The following is a 16206-nucleotide window of genomic DNA, read 5'->3' as shown; positions in this document are numbered from 1 at the left end:
CCTCGACCTCAGACGTCACAACCAGGAAACACCGATCTCCTCCCGCTCAGCGGGCGCGCCCAGCAGTCGGGCGGGAAGATGGAATCGTCCCGGCCACTGGACGGCGGGAGGAGCGGACATGGAAATCAGGCCGCAGGCGGTCGTCCTTCCCAAGGAGACGGATCATCTCGAACAGGGGAAGTACGGGCCCATATTCCCGAGGACTCCGGCGTGTTACGGGTTCACCATCGTCGCGCCCGTCAAGCCCGGCCACGCCGATGCCATGCGCGAATACGGCTACGCACTGGCCAAGGCGCTCGAACAGGATCCGTACCTTCTCGCACCGCTGAAGCTGCACTACCTGCGCTGGGTTCTCTTCGACGACGACACGCGCTTCATGTACCAGGGGATCTTCGACACCGACTTCGACAAGTACACCGAGGACGCCGTCGCGCTTTTCTCGAAGGCGGGCGTGAGCACGGCGTTCGAGCATCTGGAGGGGTTCCCGGAGGACTGGCGGACCAATCCGGAGGCGTTCGTCAGATTCGTCCGTGAGCACCACTGCCCGAGCTTCATCGAGTACGGAGAGTATCCGTATTACACGGCGGACGAGATCAAGAAGGCGTTGCGCATCAAGGACGCTCTGTCGGAAATGCTCGACCAGATGCAGTGAGGGCTGGGCGATGAGCGAGGCAAAAACTGCGCGGACATACAACCAGCGGCACGTTTCCCGGAATTACACCCCTGCCGGGCGGCGTGTGAGCGTCTACGTCTCGTGGAGCTATCCGGCCGAGGCGGGCCGGAACGCGGCCGAGCTGGACAACCGGTTCTCCACCATGACCGAGGTGCGGCGGGTGGCGTGGCCGGCGTACGAGGACCCGAAGTGGTCGGACCCAGGTCAGTTCCAGCAGGGCATCGCGGGATCGCTGGAGCTGTTCTTCTGGGCCTGGGTGCCGTTCCAGGAGTTCGTCGAGGAGGTGACCGGGCATCCCGTCCCGGTCTACCAGCGCATCGACCAGGCCGGTTTCCACACCCCGCTCGATGAGCGGGTGCTCGCCGACACGGACGTCCTGTTCGTCTTCGGACTGGACCACATGATCACCGGGCAGGAGGCGCAGCCCGGCGAGATCGAGGCGCTGCGGGCCTTCCTCTCGAGGGAGGACGCCCGGCTCGTCCTGGGGCCCCATCACGACGTCGGCGCGTCGGACGATCTGTCCGTGCGGGAGGTGGAGTACCGCCACCACGGCGACCCCCTGGTACCTCGCCAGCAGCGGTTCGCGACCTACGTCAGGGACCTGATGAAGGGCCTGGGCGTGCCCGTGGTCAACCGGTACGGGCTGCGTCCCGCCACCGGTGAGGACAACCGGATCGCCCCTCTGTCGACCGTCAGGGATCTGGACGAGAGGGGATGGCTGCAAGGGGTCACGAACTTCAACTTCCACATGCACCTGCCGCACTACGCGGTGACGACCGATGAGCCGAAGGCCATCCACGTGCTGGCCCGGCAGCCGATCGACATGTCCCGGCCCCATCCGTTCACCGAGGACGGGAACACCGAGTTCAACATGTTCCTGTGGATGCCCCCCGGCGGTGACCGCGCCGCGGATGTGCTGCTGGCCGACTCGACGATCTTCAGCACGCTCTTCGGCGCCGACGACAGCCTGCGGAACTTCTGGCGCAACCTCGTCTCGTAGCGATGCCGCAGGGAGGCCGACGTGAGCGCGCCCACGGACGTCACACTGGAACTCGACGACATTCAGCGCGGGGTACTCAGCCCACGGCCGACCCCGTACGCGGCGACATACCTGGTCTTCCGCATCGACGACCGCTCCCAGGGCCGGGAGTTGATGCGGCGGGCGAGCGCGGCGGCGACCTCGGCCGCCGACTCCTCCAGCCCCCTCGGGGACACCTGGGTCAGTGTCGCCGTCACGTACCGGGGCCTGGCGGCGCTGGGGGTGCCGCGCTCATCGCTGGACACGTTCGCCTGGGAGTTCCGGCAGGGAATGGCAGCCCGCGCACGAGCGCTGCGCGACGAGGGAGCCGGCAGCCCACAGCACTGGGAAGCACCGCTCGGCACGCCCGACGTCCATGTCGTGATCACTGCGATCGCACCCGACTCTCCACGCCTGGAGGCGGCCATAGACCGCGCCCGGCCCGCCTACGACCGCCTCCCCGGCGTGACGGCGATCTGGCGGCAGGACTGCTACGCACTGCCCACGGAGAAGGAACACTTCGGCTACCTCGACGGCGTCAGCCATCCGGCCGTCGAAGGCAGCGGCATTCCAGGGTCCAATGCGTTGGAAGTGCCGTTGAAGAGCGGGGAGTTCGTCCTCGGCTACCCGGATGAGATCGGCGGTGTCCGGACGCCGCAGCCGGCCGTGCTGGGGCGCAACGGCAGCTACGCCGTCTTCCGCAAGCTCCACCAGGACGTCGCGGGGTTCCGGCGCTACCTGAGGGACAACTCCGCCGGGGACCAGGACGAGGAGCTGGTCGCGGCGAAGATCATGGGCCGCTGGCGCAGCGGGGCACCGCTGGCGCTCGCCCCCGAGCGCGACGACCCGGCCCTCGGGTCCGACCCGCACCGCCGTAACACCTTCCTGTACGAGCAGGACGACCCGACGGGATTCATCACGCCCGGCGGCTGCCACATCCGCCGGGCCAACCCGCGCGATTCCTCGGTGGCCGGGGAGGTGCGGTTGCACCGCATGATCCGGCGCGGCGCCGTCTACGGCCCGCCGCTGCCCGAGGGAGTGCTGGAGGACGACGGCGTGGACCGCGGTCTGATGTTCGCGTTCATCGGCGCCCACCTGGGCCGGCAGTTCGAGTTCGTCCAGTCGGAGTGGATGAACGACGGCGTCTTCTTCGGGGCCGGCAACGCGAAGGACCCCGTGGTCGGATCCGCGGACGGACGGACGGGCTACACCATTCCCCGGCGGCCTGTGCGGCGCCGCCTCGCCCCGCTGCCGCGGTTCGTCGTCACCCGCGGAGGCGAGTACTGCTTCCTGCCGAGCCTGAGCGCCCTGCGCTGGCTCGGGGACCTCAGCGACTGACAGGGCGGGCGAGCACCATGGACGTGCTGCATCTCGTCCTCAACGCGGTCACCGTCATCTTCATCGCGGCCACCATGTTCGCCGCCGGCCTGAGAGCCACCGTCGCGGCACTGCGCGGCCTCTTCGCCGATGTCCCGCTTCTGTTGCTGGCGCTGATCGCCAACATGGTCGTCGTCCCGCTGCTCGGCTGGGGCCTCGGGACGCTGTTCGGCCTCTCCTCGGCTTCCTTCGTCGCGCTGATTCTGATCGCCTCGTCCCCGGGCGGCCCCTTCGGGGCGAAGCTGGCGGCGGTGCAGCAGGGCGACGTCGTCGCGGGCGCGGCGATGCAGGTCCTGCTCGCCTCCCTCGGCAGCCTCACCTTCGCCCCCACGGTCAACGCCATCCTCACCGCCGCCGACATCGGCACCAAGGTCTCCCTCGACGTCGGCGCCCTGGTGCGGACCGTGGCGCTCCTGCAACTCGTCCCGTTCGCCGTCGGCCTGCTCCTGCGCCGCTACGCCGAGCCCACCGCACAGTCGTGGCACCCCACGGCGGCCGCGGTCTCCAACATCACGTTCCTGGTCGTGCTGGCGGGCATGCTGCTGGGCAACTGGCGGGACGTCGTCGATCTCTTCGGTTCACTGGCCCTGCTCGCGGGGTTCCTGCTCGCGGTGTTCGCCTTTGCCGTGGGAACGCTGCTGGCCACCGGGCCGATGACGCGCCGCACCACCATGGGAGGCGTCGCCTCGGTGCGCAACGCCGGCCCCGCCCTGGCCGCCATCGGCCTCGCCTTCGCCGACCAGCCCGCCGTCCTGGGCGCACTCGCCGCGATCCTCCTGAGTGGCCTGGCGGCAGCCCTCCCGACCGCCACGCTGCTCAGCAGACGCCGGAACGTCCCGGAGGCCTCATCGGCGGCGGCACGGTGAGCCCCACTTGAGGATCTTGCCGGTGGGGCCCTTCGTCCGGTGGCGCGGCGGTCCGGCGGTCCGGCGGCGCGGCTGCCGGACGCCCCACGGCCGCGTGGCGTTGACGGGGATGCGACGAATCACTCGTGCCCCATGCTTGACGCACGGGGACGGGAAACCTAACTTCTGGGGACCCGCCGCCCCTGGAGCGTGCCCATGAGGCCCCTCGTCCGCACCGCCGCGCTGAACGGCTACGTCGAACTGAGCCGTTCCCTCGGTCTCGATCCCCGTGCACTGATGAAGAGCGTCGGCCTGGACACCGCGGACCTGGCCGTGCAGGACCGGTGGATCTCCGGCACGGCGGTCGTCGGACTGCTGGAGCTGTCGGCCGCTGCCTCAGGGCGCGAGGACTTCGGGCTGCTCCTGGCGGAGCTGCGGCGCTTCTCCAACCTCGGCCCCATCAGCCTGCTCGTCCGTGAAGAGCCGGACGTGCGCAGCGCGTTGGCACTGCTGATCCGCCATCAGCACTCGTACAACGAGGTGCTGCACGCCCGGCTCTCGGAGGGCAACGGGGTGGCCACGCTCAAGGTGGACCTCCGGCTCGGGGAGCCACAGCCGGCCCGGCAGGGCACGGAGCTCGCCGTGGGCGCGTTCCACCGCGTGCTGTGCGGCTTCCTCGGCCCGCGCTGGCGCCCGTCGTCGGTCTGCTTCGCCCACCGAGCGCCGCGGGACACCGCCGGCCACCGCCGCCTGTTCGGGCCGTTGGTGGAGTTCGACCGCGACTTCAACGGCATCGTCTGCTACGCCGAGGACCTGGACGCGCCCAACGCCATGGCCGACGCGCAGTTGCGCAGCTACACCCGCCAGTACTTCGAGCCCGTCGCGGCTCCCAGGGAGGCGTCCGAGGCCGACCGGGTGCGCGACCTGATCGAGGCACTGCTGCCGACCGGGCGCTGCTCCATCGAGCAGATCGCACGCAGCCTCGGCGTCGACCGGCGCACCGTGCACCGTCATCTGGCCCGGTCCGGCGAGACGTTCTCCTCCCTGCTCAACTCGACCCGCATGGGGCTCGCGGAGCAGTTCGTCGCCAATCCCAGCCGCTCCCTGACCGAGGTCTCGACGCTGCTGGGGTTTTCCTCGCTGAGTGCGTTCTCCCGCTGGTTCCACGAGCACTTCGGCACCGGTCCGCGGGAGTGGCGCAAGAGCCGGAGCGGCCCGGCAGGGCGCGGCGCGAGCTGAGCCTGCGGGACGCACGGGGCCGGTGGGCCCCATGGACTCGCAGACGTGTCCCCGATGGGCAAGTCACCTGTCACCGCAGGTAAAGCAGGCGCGTGCTGCCCGCTCTACGGTGGCACCACCGCACAGGCGGCCGGCCTCCGGAGGGAGTGCTCTCCTGCTCCCCTGAGGGGCACCCCTCCGGATCGGTCCGAAGCTGACCGGGCCAGGTGTCGCCACCAGCCCGGACGTCCGCTGCCGCACGCCCTGTTGTCGCGTCCGCCGCCTGCCCCGTGACGCGATCACCCCTGCGACAAGGAGAAGCACCGTGCACTTCCACGACGACTCTCTCTTTCCCGAGAACCAGGAAAAGCTGGTGATCCAGGCCGCGCCGTACGGCCCCGAGTGGCTTCCCGGAGACGCGGACGACCTGCCGCTGACCATGGACGAGCACGTACAGGCGGCCGTCGACTGCTACAACGCCGGTGCGACGGTGCTCCACATCCACGTGCGTGAGCTCGACGGCAAGGGCTCCAAGCGGATGTCCATGTTCAACGAGCTGCTCGGGCGGCTGCGCGAGGCAGTGCCGGACATGGTGCTCCAGATCGGCGGTTCGATCTCCTTCGCCCCCGAGGGGGAGGGCGGTGACGCCAAGTGGCTCGCCTACGACACCCGCCACCTGCTGGCCGACCTCACCCCGGCGCCGGACCAGGTGACGATCGCGATCAACACCAGCCAGATGAACATCGTCGAGATCATGAACGACGACGACCTGGAGGGCACGTCGATCGCGAAACCGGACTACTACCGGGCCTATCGCGACATGGTCGTCGAGGCCGGCCCGGAGTTCTACCTGGAGCACCTCAAGCGCCTGCACGCGAACGGCATCCAGCCCCACTTCCAGCTCGCGCACCTGGCCCAGCTGGAGACCGTGGAGCGGCTGATCCGCGCGGGCGTCCACACCGGGCCGCTGATCCTCAACTACGTGGCCATCGGCGGCGGTTTCGCCGGCCGGCACCCGGCCGACCTGGTCGAGTTCATCCGCCGCGTGCCGGACGGCGCCGTCCTGACGATCGAGAGCTCCATGCGCGCCGTGGCCCCGATGAACGCCGTCGCCATCGCCCTCGGCCAGCACGTGCGCGTCGGCAACGAGGACAACCTGTGGCGCGCCAAGGGCGAGCGGATGTCCTCCGTGGGCCAGGTCGAGCAGATGGTGAGGATCTCCGAGGCGCTCGGCCGTGAGATCGCCACGGGAGCGGACGCCAAGCGGATCTACAAGCTCGGCGAGTACTACGCGGATGCCGACGAGACCCTCGCCCGGCTCGGCATGGTGCCCAACCGCCGCCCGGGACAGCGCGGCTTCATGCTGCGCGACGTCCGGGGCTGATCCCGGCCTCCTTCCCCACCCCTGCGACCCCCTCCGGGAGCTCTCCGTGGCACACGCCGTCCGCTTCTACGAAACCGGTGGCCCTGACGTCCTCACCTGGGAGGAGGTGTCCGTCGGCGACCCCGGGCGGGGCCAGGTGCGCATCCGGCACGAGGCCGTCGGCCTCAACTTCGCCGACACCTACTTCCGTACCGGGCTCTACCCGGTACGGCTGCCCGACGGCATCGGCGTCGAGGCCGCCGGAGTGGTGGAAGCCGTCGGCGAGGGCGTCACCCACATCGCCCCGGGGGACCGGGTGACGTACACCGGAAGCCCCCTGGGGGCCTACAGCACCGAACGGGTCATGGACGCCTCGCACCTGATCAAACTGCCCCCGGAGATCGGCTGCGAGACGGCGGCCGCGATGACCATGCGCGGCTTGACGGCGGCCTACCTGCTGCGCAGGATCCACCCCCTGCGGGAGGGGGACACGATACTGCTGCACGCGGCGGCCGGCGGCGTCGGCCTGATCGTCTCCCAGTGGGCCGCACTGCTCGGCATCCGTGTCATCGGAACGGTCTCCAGCGAGGAGAAGGCGGAGATCGCCCGCGCACACGGATGCCGGCACGTCATCCGCTACCGGCAGGAGAACGTCGCCGAAAGGGTGCGGGAACTGACCGACGGCGCCGGAGTGCCACTGGTGCTCGACAGCGTAGGCAAGGACACCTTCGTCGGCTCCCTGGCCTCGCTGTCCCGCCGCGGCCTGCTGGTCTGCTTCGGCACCGCCTCCGGTCCCGTACCGCCCATCGACGCCATGCAACTCGCCGTCCAGGGCTCGCTGTTCGTCACCCGGCCCGCCCTGGCCGACTACATCGCCGACCCCACCGAGCGCGCCGCGCTGGCCGGCGAGCTGTTCGGACACGTCGCCTCCGGGCGCATCAAGATCGAAACCAATCAGCGCTACGCCCTCGAGGACGCGGAGCAGGCGCACCGCGACCTGGAAGCCGGCCGGACCACCGGGTCCTCGGTCTTCGTCCTGTGAGCGAGCGCACCCCGTCCCACCCAGGGAGTGAGCACCCATGCCAGACACCCTCGCGTCGTCACCGCGGCACGCCCCGGCGCCGGTGCGCCCCGGTGCGTGCCGTACCTCCATCGAAGCCGAGCCGCTGACCTGCACCATCGGAGCGGAGATCACCGGCGTGAACCTCGCTGACGCGGCTCGTGACGACCACCTGTTCGCCGAGATCAAGAGCCTGCTGCTGCGGTACAAGGTCCTCTTCCTGCGGGACCAGGACATCTCGCGTGCCGACCACGTCGCGTTCGCCTCGCGCTTCGGCCCGCTGGAGGACCACCCCGTCGCCGGCAGTGACCCCGAACACCCCGGACTGGTCCGGATCTACAAGGACCTGGACAGCCCCCCGGAGCACTACGAGAACGCCCTGCACACGGACGGCACCTGGCGGGTGAACCCCTCGATGGGCGCCGTGCTGCGCTGCGTCGAATCGCCCCCGGTCGGCGGCGACACGATCTGGGTCAACATGGCCGAGGCGTACCGCAGGCTCCCCGACCACATCAAGACCCGGATCGAGGGGCTGCGCGCCCGCCACAGCATCGAGGCCACGTTCGGCGCCGTCATGCCCGAGGAACAGCGCCACGCGCTGAAGGAGCGGTTCCCGGACGCCGAGCACCCGGTCGTGCGCACCCACCCCGAGACGGGCGAGAAGATCCTGTTCGTCAACGCCTTCGCGACGCACTTCGTCAACTACCACACACCCGAGAACGTGCGTTTCGGCCAGGACTACGCGCCGGGCGCGAGCCACCTGCTCAGCTACCTGATCAGCCAGGCCGCCATCCCCGAGTACCAGGTGCGCTGGCGCTGGAGCCCGAACAGCGTGGCCGTCTGGGACAACCGCTCCACCCAGCACTACGCCGTCCAGGACTACTGGCCCGCCGTCCGCAAGATGGAGCGCGCCGGAATCGTGGGCGACAGGCCGTTCTGACCTGCCACTTCCCGAGCAGTCGAGGTGATGACAATGGAGTTTCACACCACTGCGCAGTCCACGGCCCCGGCCGCGTCGGCCTGGCCCGTGTCCAAAGGTTATGCCTGGACGGTCTTCGCACTCGGCTTCGGCCTGCTGCTGTCCGACTACATGTCCCGGCAGGTCCTCAACGCCGTCTTCCCGATGCTGAAGGCCCAATGGCTGCTGTCCGACGCCGCCCTGGGGTCGCTCAGCGGCATCGTGGCCCTGGCGGTCGGCGTGCTCACCTTCCCCATGTCCCTCATGGCCGACCGGTGGGGGAGGGTGCGCAGCCTGCTGCTCGCCGCCACGCTGTGGAGCCTGGCCACCCTCGGGTGTGCCGTATCGGCGAGCTACGGCGAGATGTTCGTCGGCCGGCTCTTCGTCGGCATCGGCGAGGCGGCGTACGGCAGTGTGGGAATCGCCGTGGTCCTCAGCGTCTTCCCGGTCGCCCTCCGGGCCACCCTCTCCGGTGCCTTCATCGCGGGCGGCGCCTTCGGCTCGGTGCTCGGCGTCGCCGTCGGCGGCGCCGTGGCCCAGGCGGCGGGTTGGCGCTGGGCGTTCGCCGCGATGGGGCTCTTCGGCCTGGTGCTCGCCGCGGTGTACGGCGTCGTGGTCAAGGAGAGCAGACTGGCGCCGCGCGGACGGCCCACCGGCGGTGGGGACGGCGCGCAGGAGCGTCGGCAGCTGCGCGCGCACCTGCCCCGCCTGTTCTCCTCCGTCTCCGTCGTCAGCGCCTATGCCGGCAGCGGACTGCAACTGTTCATCGCAGGCGCGCTCCTGTCCTGGCTGCCCAGCTTCTTCAACCGCTACTACCACATGACAACGGCCAGAGCGGGCGCGGTCGCCGGCGGCTACGCGCTGATCATCGGCTTTGGGATGATCTTCGGGGGCATCGCCTCCGACCGCATCAGCTCCACCACCCCGATCCGCAAGTGGGCCGTCGCCGTGGGCTGCAGCCTCGGCTCGCTCCTCCTGCTGACCCTCGCCTTCCAACTGCCCGGGGGCCCGGCGCAGTTGTCGGCCCTCGCCGCCGGCGCCCTGCTGTCGGCCGGTTCCGCCGGACCGGCGGCGGCCATGGTGGCCAACCTGACCCCCGCCGCCATCGCGGCGACCGCGTTCGCCACCCTCACCCTGGCCAACAGCCTGCTCGGGCTGGCCCCGGGCCCCGCGGTCACGGGTGCGCTCGCGGACCGCCTCGGCCTGCTGGGCGCCCTGCGCCTCGTGCCCCTCGTCGCGGTCGCGGCCACGGTGGCCTTCCTGGTCGGCCGGCACTGGTACGAACGCGACCTCCTCCGCCTCGACGACCTCGCCGTGCAGGCGGAGCCCAAGCACCCGTCGGAGATCCCCTCATGATCCCCACCGCGGAACCCACCGTGGTCATCGTCCCCGGTCTGCGCGACCACGTCGCCGACCACTGGCAGACCCTGCTCGCCGGACAGCTCGCCCGTCCCGGCCGCGCCGTCCGCACCGTTCCCCCGGTGGAGGGGAACCGACTCGATCTGGACGTCCAGGTCGGCAACCTGGCCGCCACGCCGGCGCCCCTGGACGGACCGGTCCTGCTGGTCGCCCACAGCGCCGGAGCCATCACCACCGTGCACTGGGCCGGGCGCCACCGCGCACGAAGAAGCCTTCGGCCCGGACTGTACGGCGATCAGCGAGGACCTCGTCGACCGGCTCGCGATCTGTCTGGACAACGCTCGCCGGTTCACGAGGGAGCGCGGCATCGCGCTCGCGCTGCAGCGAGCCCTGCTTCCCCAGGGGTCCATCGTGCACCCCGCTGCGGAGACGGCCGCCCGGTACGTGCCTGCAGGCTGCGGCGCCCAGGCAGGCGGTGACTGGTTCGACGTGGTTCCCCTGCCCGGAGCACGAGTCGGCTTGGTGGTCGGCGACGTCGTCGGCCACGGCATCAACGCCTCTGCGACCATGGGCCGCCTGCGCACCGCCGTGCGTACCCTCGCCGACATCGACCTGCTGCCCGAGGAACTCCTCACTCACCTCGACGACATCATCAGCCACACAGCGGGCGAGCAAGGTGGCGAGCCCACCGGTGAGATCCCCGGCGACATCGGTGCCACCTGTCTGTACGCCGTCTACGACCCGGTCTCCGGTACCTGCTCCCTGGCCCGCGCCGGCCACCCTGCCCCCGTGCCTCCTGGCACTGTTCACCGACGGTCTCCTCGCCAACCGGGAGCGCGACGTCGACGAAGGGTTCTCCGACCTGTGCAGCGCCCTCGCCCTGCCGGCCACCACGCTTGATGCTCTGTGCGACACGGTCCTGGACACCCTGTGCCCCGAACCGCACGCCGACGACGTCACCCTGCTTCTGGCCCGCCCCCGCATGGTCGGGGAGGACCGCCTCGCCGGCTGGGACCTGCCCAGCAATCCCGCGGTCGTCGCCGATGCTCGCCGGCTCGCAGCGGAGCAGATCGCCCTGTGGGGACTGGCGGAGGCCGCGTACGTCACGCAGCTGGTGGTGAGCGAGCTGGTCACCAACGCGATTCGGCACGCCGGAGGCCCGATCCGGCTGCGGCTCATCAAGGGTGAGACGCTGATCTGCGAGGTCAGCGACGGGAGCAGTGTCAGTCCTCATCTGCGCCGGGCCCGAGTATTCGACGAGGGCGGCCGCGGCCTGTTCATGGTCGCCCAGTTCACCCAGCGCTGGGGCACCCGCTACACCCGCACCGGCAAGACCATCTGGGCCGAGCAGAAGCTGCACATGCCCTAGGCACGGCACGCATCCCCCGACCCTTGCCGCCGTACGGCCTGTGCTGGGCCTTCTCGACGCTGTGAGCCGCAGTTCATAATGGAGAAGCAGCAGTATGGAGCAGTGGCGATGCCGGATCCTATGCAGGCCGGGGAACGGATGGCCGCGGTCGGGCAGGCCGCGGCATGGTGGAATCTGCTGCCCGTCGCCTTGATCGTCTCCGATGGCACCGGACGGATCACGCAGTGGGCGAAGGCCGCCCCCGAGCTGCTCGGCTACGCCGCCGGTGAGGTCATCGGCCGTGACCTCACCGACCTCGCCCTCCCCGACCATCGCCCGCAGGCCCGCGCCGTGCACGACGCGGTCGCCTCCGGACGCAGTGTGACCGGGCACTTCCCGATGCGGCGCAAGAACGGTTCCACCATCGGAATGGAGGTGTGGGGGTGCCCCGTGGCCGCACAGGGCGGGGAGGGCTGGGACATACTGCTCCTGGCCGCCGATGCCCGTGAAGCGCGCCAGGCCCGCGAAGTCGGTGGCCTGCTGGACGCGCTGTTCGCCTGCTCGCCGGTGGGGCTGGCGATCTTCGACACCGAGCTGCGGTTCCAGCAGGTCAACCGCGCCCTGGAGGCGATGAACGGGCTACCCGCCTCCGCGCACATAGGGCACCGACCGTCGGAGGTGCTCCCTGGGGTCAACAGCGAGCAGATGGAAGCGGCGATGCGACGGGTGCTGGTCACCGGTGACCCCGTGGTGAACTTCCGCCGCATCGGCACCACGCCCGCCGACCCCGACCACGAGCGCGTGTGGTCCTGCTCCTACTTCCGCCTGGAGGACGCGGAAGGCGAACCGCTGGGGATCAACGCCTCGGTCATCGATGTCACCGCCCAGGAGAAGAACGAGCAGGAGGCCGCCGCAGGCCGTCAACGCCTGACTCTGCTCAACGAGGCCACGCTGGGGGTCGGCACCACCCTCGATGCGGCCCGAACGGGACAGGAGCTGGCCGACATCGCCGTGCCCCGCCTCGCCGACGTCGTCACCGTCGACGCCCTGGCCGACCTCACCGAAGCCACCGAGCCGATGACCAGCCTGTGGGGCGGCGCCACCCTGCGCCGCCTCGGCAAGGCCCCCGCCCGAGGTCACCCGGCTGCCGACATCCTCACCCCCGTCGGCCGCACCTTGCACTTCCCCTTGAGCGCGCCGTACGCGCAGGCTGTCATCGACCGTCGCCCCTTCCTGCTGCGCCGCCTCGACGCCCGTGCCGTCGCCCAGGCCGCCCCCTACTCCTCGATTCCTGAACGGCTCCGGTCCCTGGGCGTGACGTCGATGATGATGGTGCCTCTCACGGCCCGCGGCCTGGTCCTCGGCGTCGTCACCTTCCTGCGGGCCGGCGACCGGCCCGTCTTCGACGCCGCCGACCTTGCGCTCGCCGGCGATCTGGCCGCCCACGCCGCCGTATGCATCGACAACGCCCGGCTGTACCACCGCGAGCACGACGTCGCGCTCACCTTGAAGCGCAGCATGCTTCCCAGCCTCCCGAAACCCCCGGCAGGCATCGAGATCGCCCACTGCTACCGGCCCGCCTCCGACGTCCACGAGGTCGGAGGGGACTGGTTCGACGTCGCCACCCTCGCCCCCGACAAGGGCGCCCTGGTCATAGGCGACGTGATGGGCCACGGCATCCAGGCTGCCGCGATCATGGGGCAGATGCGCACCACTGTGCGCGCCTTCACTCACCTCGACCTGCCCCCCGATCAGGTCCTGCACCACCTCGACGATGCACTCCAGGAACTCGACAGCCCGCTCCTGGCCACCTGCCTCTACGGGATCTGCGACTGCACGGAGGGCCGCTGCCAGCTCGGCCGAGCCGGCCACCCCCCGCCCGCCCTCGTGACACCCGACGGCACCGCCCGCCTGCTCGATCTGCCGGCCGGCGCCCCCTTGGGGATCGGCGGTATCCCCTTCACCGCCACCGAGGTCGTATTGGACCCGGGCAGCATCATCGTCTTCTACACCGACGGCCTCATCGAAACCCGCGGGGCCGACCTGGACGAGCGCCTGGACGAACTCGTCCGCCTCCTCACCGGCGCGCACAACGACCTCAACCAGTTGTGCGCCACCCTCATGGACCGCTTCGCCCCCACCCCGGCCGAAGACGACATCACCATCCTCGCCGCCCGCATCAGCACCCCCACGCCCTGACCGGGTGCTTTCGAGCCGGCACCGGAGGAAGATCAGACGCGAGTGCGTGAGGCTTGTCGGATGTCGGCACTCGCCAAGTCCCCGGGGGTGAAGACGGCTGCGGCAACGCGGAGTCGGGGCGGCAGCGCTGACCACAGCTCGTCGAGAAGGCCGCTGCGGGTCTGTGCGGCGGTGCGATCTCCGTGAACGGGGCGCCGGTGGCGATCTCCTGGGCATCGGTTTCCGCGACAGCGTCCTGGTACCGGGCGGGGCGATGCTGCTGATCCTCACCTCCGGCGCCCTGCTCGCTGTGCTTGCGGTTCGCCCGAGGTCGGCACTCGGGCCAAGGGGATCTTCATCAGGACCGTCAAGGTCATGGAACGCGGCCAGAACTCCAGGCTGTTGCGGGGCGACATGCCGGCCACCTGGCCGGCCTCGACGTTCTGCGGTCTGGCCGAGACCGCGTGGGAGCTGACACTCGAAGGCCACATGGGCGCGCGTCAGGCCCCGGACTTCATCAACGCGATCCTGCTGCAGGGCGCGTCTGCGTGACCCTTCCCCAAGAACGCCTGGTCCAGACCCTGGCCGACTGGTCACGTCAGTTCGGCAGTGCGCCCGCCTGCGCCCGCTCTACGACCCGCCCGGCTGCGGCGGTGGCGATCGGCCCGTCGAGGTCGCGCCGTAAGCTGCGCCGGGGTCCGAATTCATGGGAGGCGTGTGTGGGGCGGGACATGGTCCTCAGCGGCCGGTACGAGCTGGCCGAGAAGCTCGGGCAGGGCGGCATGGGAACGGTCCATCGGGGGGTGGACCGGCAGCTGCGCCGCACCGTAGCAGTCAAGCTGCTCTCCGCAGAGTTGGCCCACGATCCGCAGTCGCGAGCCCGTTTCAGGCGCGAGGCGCACGCGGCCGCCGCGCTGAACCATCCAGCGGTGGCCACCATCCACGACGTCGGCGAGGAGCCGCACCCGGACGGCCCGCGACCCTACCTGGTCATGGAGTACGTGCAGGGCAGCACCCTCGCCGAGGTCCTGCGTGACGGCCCATTGCCTGTCGCCGACGCCGTCAACACGGCCTGCGCGGTACTGGACGCGCTGCGGCACAGCCACGAACGCGGCATCGTGCACAGGGACATCAAGCCCTCGAACATCATGCTCACCGGACCCGGCACCGTGAAGGTCCTCGACTTCGGCATCGCCAAGGCGTTCACCGAGGCCGCCACGCGTATCACCGGCAGCGGTGCAACCATAGGCACCCCCGCCTACCTCTCACCCGAGCAGATCAGCGGCGCGGAGATCGACCACCGAGCCGATCTGTACGCGATGGGGTGCCTGCTGTACGAACTGCTCACCGGGCAGACCCCGTTCCGTGGCGATTCGCCCTTCGCCGTCATGCACCAGCACCTGTACGCCGAACCAGAGCCGGCCGCCCGGTTCCGGCCGCAGATACCGCCGGCGGTGGAGGCAGTGATCCTGCGCGCACTGCGCAAGGACCCGGCGGAACGATTCGCCGATGCGGGAGAGATGCGCGCGGCTCTCGCCGACGCCCTCACACAGAGCTCCATGCCGACGGCCCAGGCCACCGCTCCTCCGCCCCCGCCCCGAGCGATGCGGTCTGGCGGCCGAACAACTCCCCGCGACAGGTTCCGTATCTCACTGCGCCCTTCAGCCGACCGCGCGCTGGCTCTGCTCGGCTGCCTGCTTTCGCTGCTGTGCGCACGCGGTGACCTGGTGGACACCGCTCACTTCGGCCGGGTCGCCGTCGCGGCCGGAGTGTGGGGAATGGTGACGCTGCCATGGTCGACCCGCCTGGCATGCGCGGTGGGCTGGGGACCGGTGGCCGAGGCCGTGGCGGTCAACTCCGAAATGCGGCGTGCCGAGGCAGGCTGGGACAGCTCCCTCGTCGCCATCGCCGCCCTGCTGGCACTGGCCGCCGCCTTCTGCCTCATCAGCGCGGTACGCAGCCAGGAGCGCGGCGTCGGCTCACTGGTCGCCTTCTGGTTCAGTGCCACCGCATCGATCTGGTACTTCCTCGACGACCTGCACAAACTCTTCGTCTTCTACCTGCTCCTGGCGCTGGTGGCCGTTGCCACCGTGTCGTGGGAGACCGTCGAACTCGTGCGGCGCCGGGCCGGGGACAGGCGGTCAGCCCTGGAAGGGCCGTACGCCGGCGTGAAACCGCCGGGCCGCCGGCTCACGACCACGTTGACCCGAAACCTCAGGGCATGACGAGGCCGACGGACGGCCGCCCGGGTCAGCGGACGAGACAGCCCCAAACGATCGCAGCTTCCCAAGCTGATGGCCTGGCGCCGGCCTTGCAGTCTTCCTGGCACACCGGCCGCATCGGCAGTGCGAGCACCACCGCATCGCGCGTTGACCGGACCCGCGCCTCACATGCGAGGCAGCCATTCGCAGCGGTTCGCGGTTGTGGTGCGACAGCGGGCGGAGGGCTCAGCGCTCCGGCTCAGTCACTCTCGCCGGGTGTCACTGGCTCGCCGGCCCCGCCGTACAGGTCGGTGCGGAGACGTTCCTTGGCCGCTTCGAGCCGTGGGCCGTAGCCGGGCATGAAGATCTCGCTCAGCGTCTTGTCCAGGGTCCCCGAGATCGCATAGATGGGGGACCACACGGCTCGGTCGCGCACGATCCCCTCAAGGTCGTCGGACTGGAACATCACTTGGTTGAGCCAGTCCGACAGCACGAACGCCTGATCGCGCGTGAGCCTGATGGTGATCGCTTCTTCGTCCATGATGTGGCTGAACGCCGATGTCCTCTGCTGAATGAGACGGAAACCGAGACAGGCGGGCACCGGAGGA

The 16206-nt window shown here is 70.2% G+C and carries 13 protein-coding genes and 2 pseudogenes; 14 read left to right on the top strand and 1 reads right to left on the bottom strand.

Annotated features, from left to right (window positions below; translation table 11 throughout):
• Positions 1-118 precede the first annotated feature (118 nt).
• From ACZ418_RS13235 to ACZ418_RS13170, 14 genes and pseudogenes are all read left to right on the top strand, one after another.
• Entirely contained in the window at positions 119-652 is a 534-nt protein-coding gene (locus ACZ418_RS13235) for a hypothetical protein (RefSeq protein WP_468361551.1), read from the top strand.
• 85 nt (positions 653-737) lie between these two features.
• Positions 738-1673 carry a hypothetical protein gene (locus tag ACZ418_RS13230; protein ID WP_468361549.1) on the top strand — a complete coding sequence of 312 codons (936 nt, stop codon included), beginning with the start codon at positions 738-740 and terminating at the stop codon, positions 1671-1673.
• A gap of 21 nt (positions 1674-1694) precedes the next feature.
• The gene (locus ACZ418_RS13225) at positions 1695-3029 is read left to right on the top strand and encodes a Dyp-type peroxidase (RefSeq protein WP_468361547.1); all 1335 of its coding nucleotides are present in this window, start codon (positions 1695-1697) and stop codon (positions 3027-3029) included.
• Positions 3030-3046: 17 nt separating this feature from the next.
• Complete coding sequence (locus ACZ418_RS13220; RefSeq protein ID WP_468361543.1) at positions 3047-3934, top strand: bile acid:sodium symporter family protein; 888 nt, start codon at positions 3047-3049, stop codon at positions 3932-3934.
• A 195-nt stretch (positions 3935-4129) separates the two neighbouring features.
• Complete coding sequence (locus tag ACZ418_RS13215; RefSeq protein ID WP_468361540.1) at positions 4130-5152, top strand: AraC family transcriptional regulator; 1023 nt, start codon at positions 4130-4132, stop codon at positions 5150-5152.
• 304 nt (positions 5153-5456) lie between these two features.
• Positions 5457-6515 carry a beta-keto acid cleavage family enzyme gene (locus tag ACZ418_RS13210; protein WP_468361537.1) on the top strand — a complete coding sequence of 353 codons (1059 nt, stop codon included), beginning with the start codon at positions 5457-5459 and terminating at the stop codon, positions 6513-6515.
• Positions 6516-6561: 46 nt separating this feature from the next.
• A complete protein-coding gene (locus ACZ418_RS13205) occupies positions 6562-7536 on the top strand; it encodes a quinone oxidoreductase family protein (RefSeq protein ID WP_468361534.1) in 975 nt (324 codons plus the stop codon).
• A 37-nt stretch (positions 7537-7573) separates the two neighbouring features.
• On the top strand, positions 7574-8494 hold the full coding sequence (locus ACZ418_RS13200) for a TauD/TfdA dioxygenase family protein (RefSeq protein WP_468361531.1): 921 nt from the start codon (positions 7574-7576) through the stop codon (positions 8492-8494).
• A gap of 33 nt (positions 8495-8527) precedes the next feature.
• On the top strand, positions 8528-9868 hold the full coding sequence (locus tag ACZ418_RS13195; RefSeq protein WP_468361529.1) for an MFS transporter: 1341 nt from the start codon (positions 8528-8530) through the stop codon (positions 9866-9868).
• Positions 9865-10071, top strand: a pseudogene (locus tag ACZ418_RS13190) (alpha/beta hydrolase); the annotation flags it as partial. The gene ACZ418_RS13195 and the pseudogene ACZ418_RS13190, both read left to right, overlap by 4 nt.
• 67 nt (positions 10072-10138) lie before the next feature.
• Positions 10139-11240 (top strand): annotated as a pseudogene (locus tag ACZ418_RS13185) (ATP-binding SpoIIE family protein phosphatase); the annotation flags it as partial.
• Between the two features lie 108 nt (positions 11241-11348).
• Complete coding sequence (locus tag ACZ418_RS13180) at positions 11349-13418, top strand: SpoIIE family protein phosphatase (protein WP_468361526.1); 2070 nt, start codon at positions 11349-11351, stop codon at positions 13416-13418.
• A 354-nt stretch (positions 13419-13772) separates the two neighbouring features.
• The gene (locus tag ACZ418_RS13175; protein ID WP_468361523.1) at positions 13773-13949 is read left to right on the top strand and encodes a hypothetical protein; all 177 of its coding nucleotides are present in this window, start codon (positions 13773-13775) and stop codon (positions 13947-13949) included.
• A complete protein-coding gene (locus tag ACZ418_RS13170) occupies positions 13946-15622 on the top strand; it encodes a protein kinase domain-containing protein (RefSeq protein ID WP_468361520.1) in 1677 nt (558 codons plus the stop codon). The genes ACZ418_RS13175 and ACZ418_RS13170 overlap by 4 nt, the downstream gene beginning before the upstream one ends.
• 235 nt (positions 15623-15857) lie before the next feature.
• Here the strand turns inward: ACZ418_RS13170 and ACZ418_RS13165 are convergent, their stop codons facing one another.
• Positions 15858-16139, bottom strand: a complete 282-nt coding sequence (locus tag ACZ418_RS13165) for a hypothetical protein (RefSeq protein ID WP_468361517.1) — start codon at positions 16137-16139, stop codon at positions 15858-15860.
• Positions 16140-16206: the final 67 nt, after the last annotated feature.

The sequence above is a fragment of the Streptomyces sp. NPDC030820 genome (assembly GCF_055572075.1).
This window is presented reverse-complemented; position numbering and strand designations above follow the sequence as displayed.

Bases quoted from the DNA above. Each gene is read 5' to 3' on its own strand.
- ACZ418_RS13200 (WP_468361531.1), top strand. From the start codon at position 7,574: ATGCCAGACACCCTCGCGTCGTCACCGCGGCACGCCCCGGCGCCGGTG.
- ACZ418_RS13195 (WP_468361529.1), top strand. From the start codon at position 8,528: ATGGAGTTTCACACCACTGCGCAGTCCACGGCCCCGGCCGCGTCGGCC.
- ACZ418_RS13215 (WP_468361540.1), top strand. From the start codon at position 4,130: ATGAGGCCCCTCGTCCGCACCGCCGCGCTGAACGGCTACGTCGAACTG.
- ACZ418_RS13180 (WP_468361526.1), top strand. From the start codon at position 11,349: ATGCCGGATCCTATGCAGGCCGGGGAACGGATGGCCGCGGTCGGGCAG.
- ACZ418_RS13165 (WP_468361517.1), bottom strand. From the start codon at position 16,139: ATGGACGAAGAAGCGATCACCATCAGGCTCACGCGCGATCAGGCGTTC.
- ACZ418_RS13175 (WP_468361523.1), top strand. From the start codon at position 13,773: ATGGAACGCGGCCAGAACTCCAGGCTGTTGCGGGGCGACATGCCGGCC.
- ACZ418_RS13235 (WP_468361551.1), top strand. From the start codon at position 119: ATGGAAATCAGGCCGCAGGCGGTCGTCCTTCCCAAGGAGACGGATCAT.
- ACZ418_RS13220 (WP_468361543.1), top strand. From the start codon at position 3,047: ATGGACGTGCTGCATCTCGTCCTCAACGCGGTCACCGTCATCTTCATC.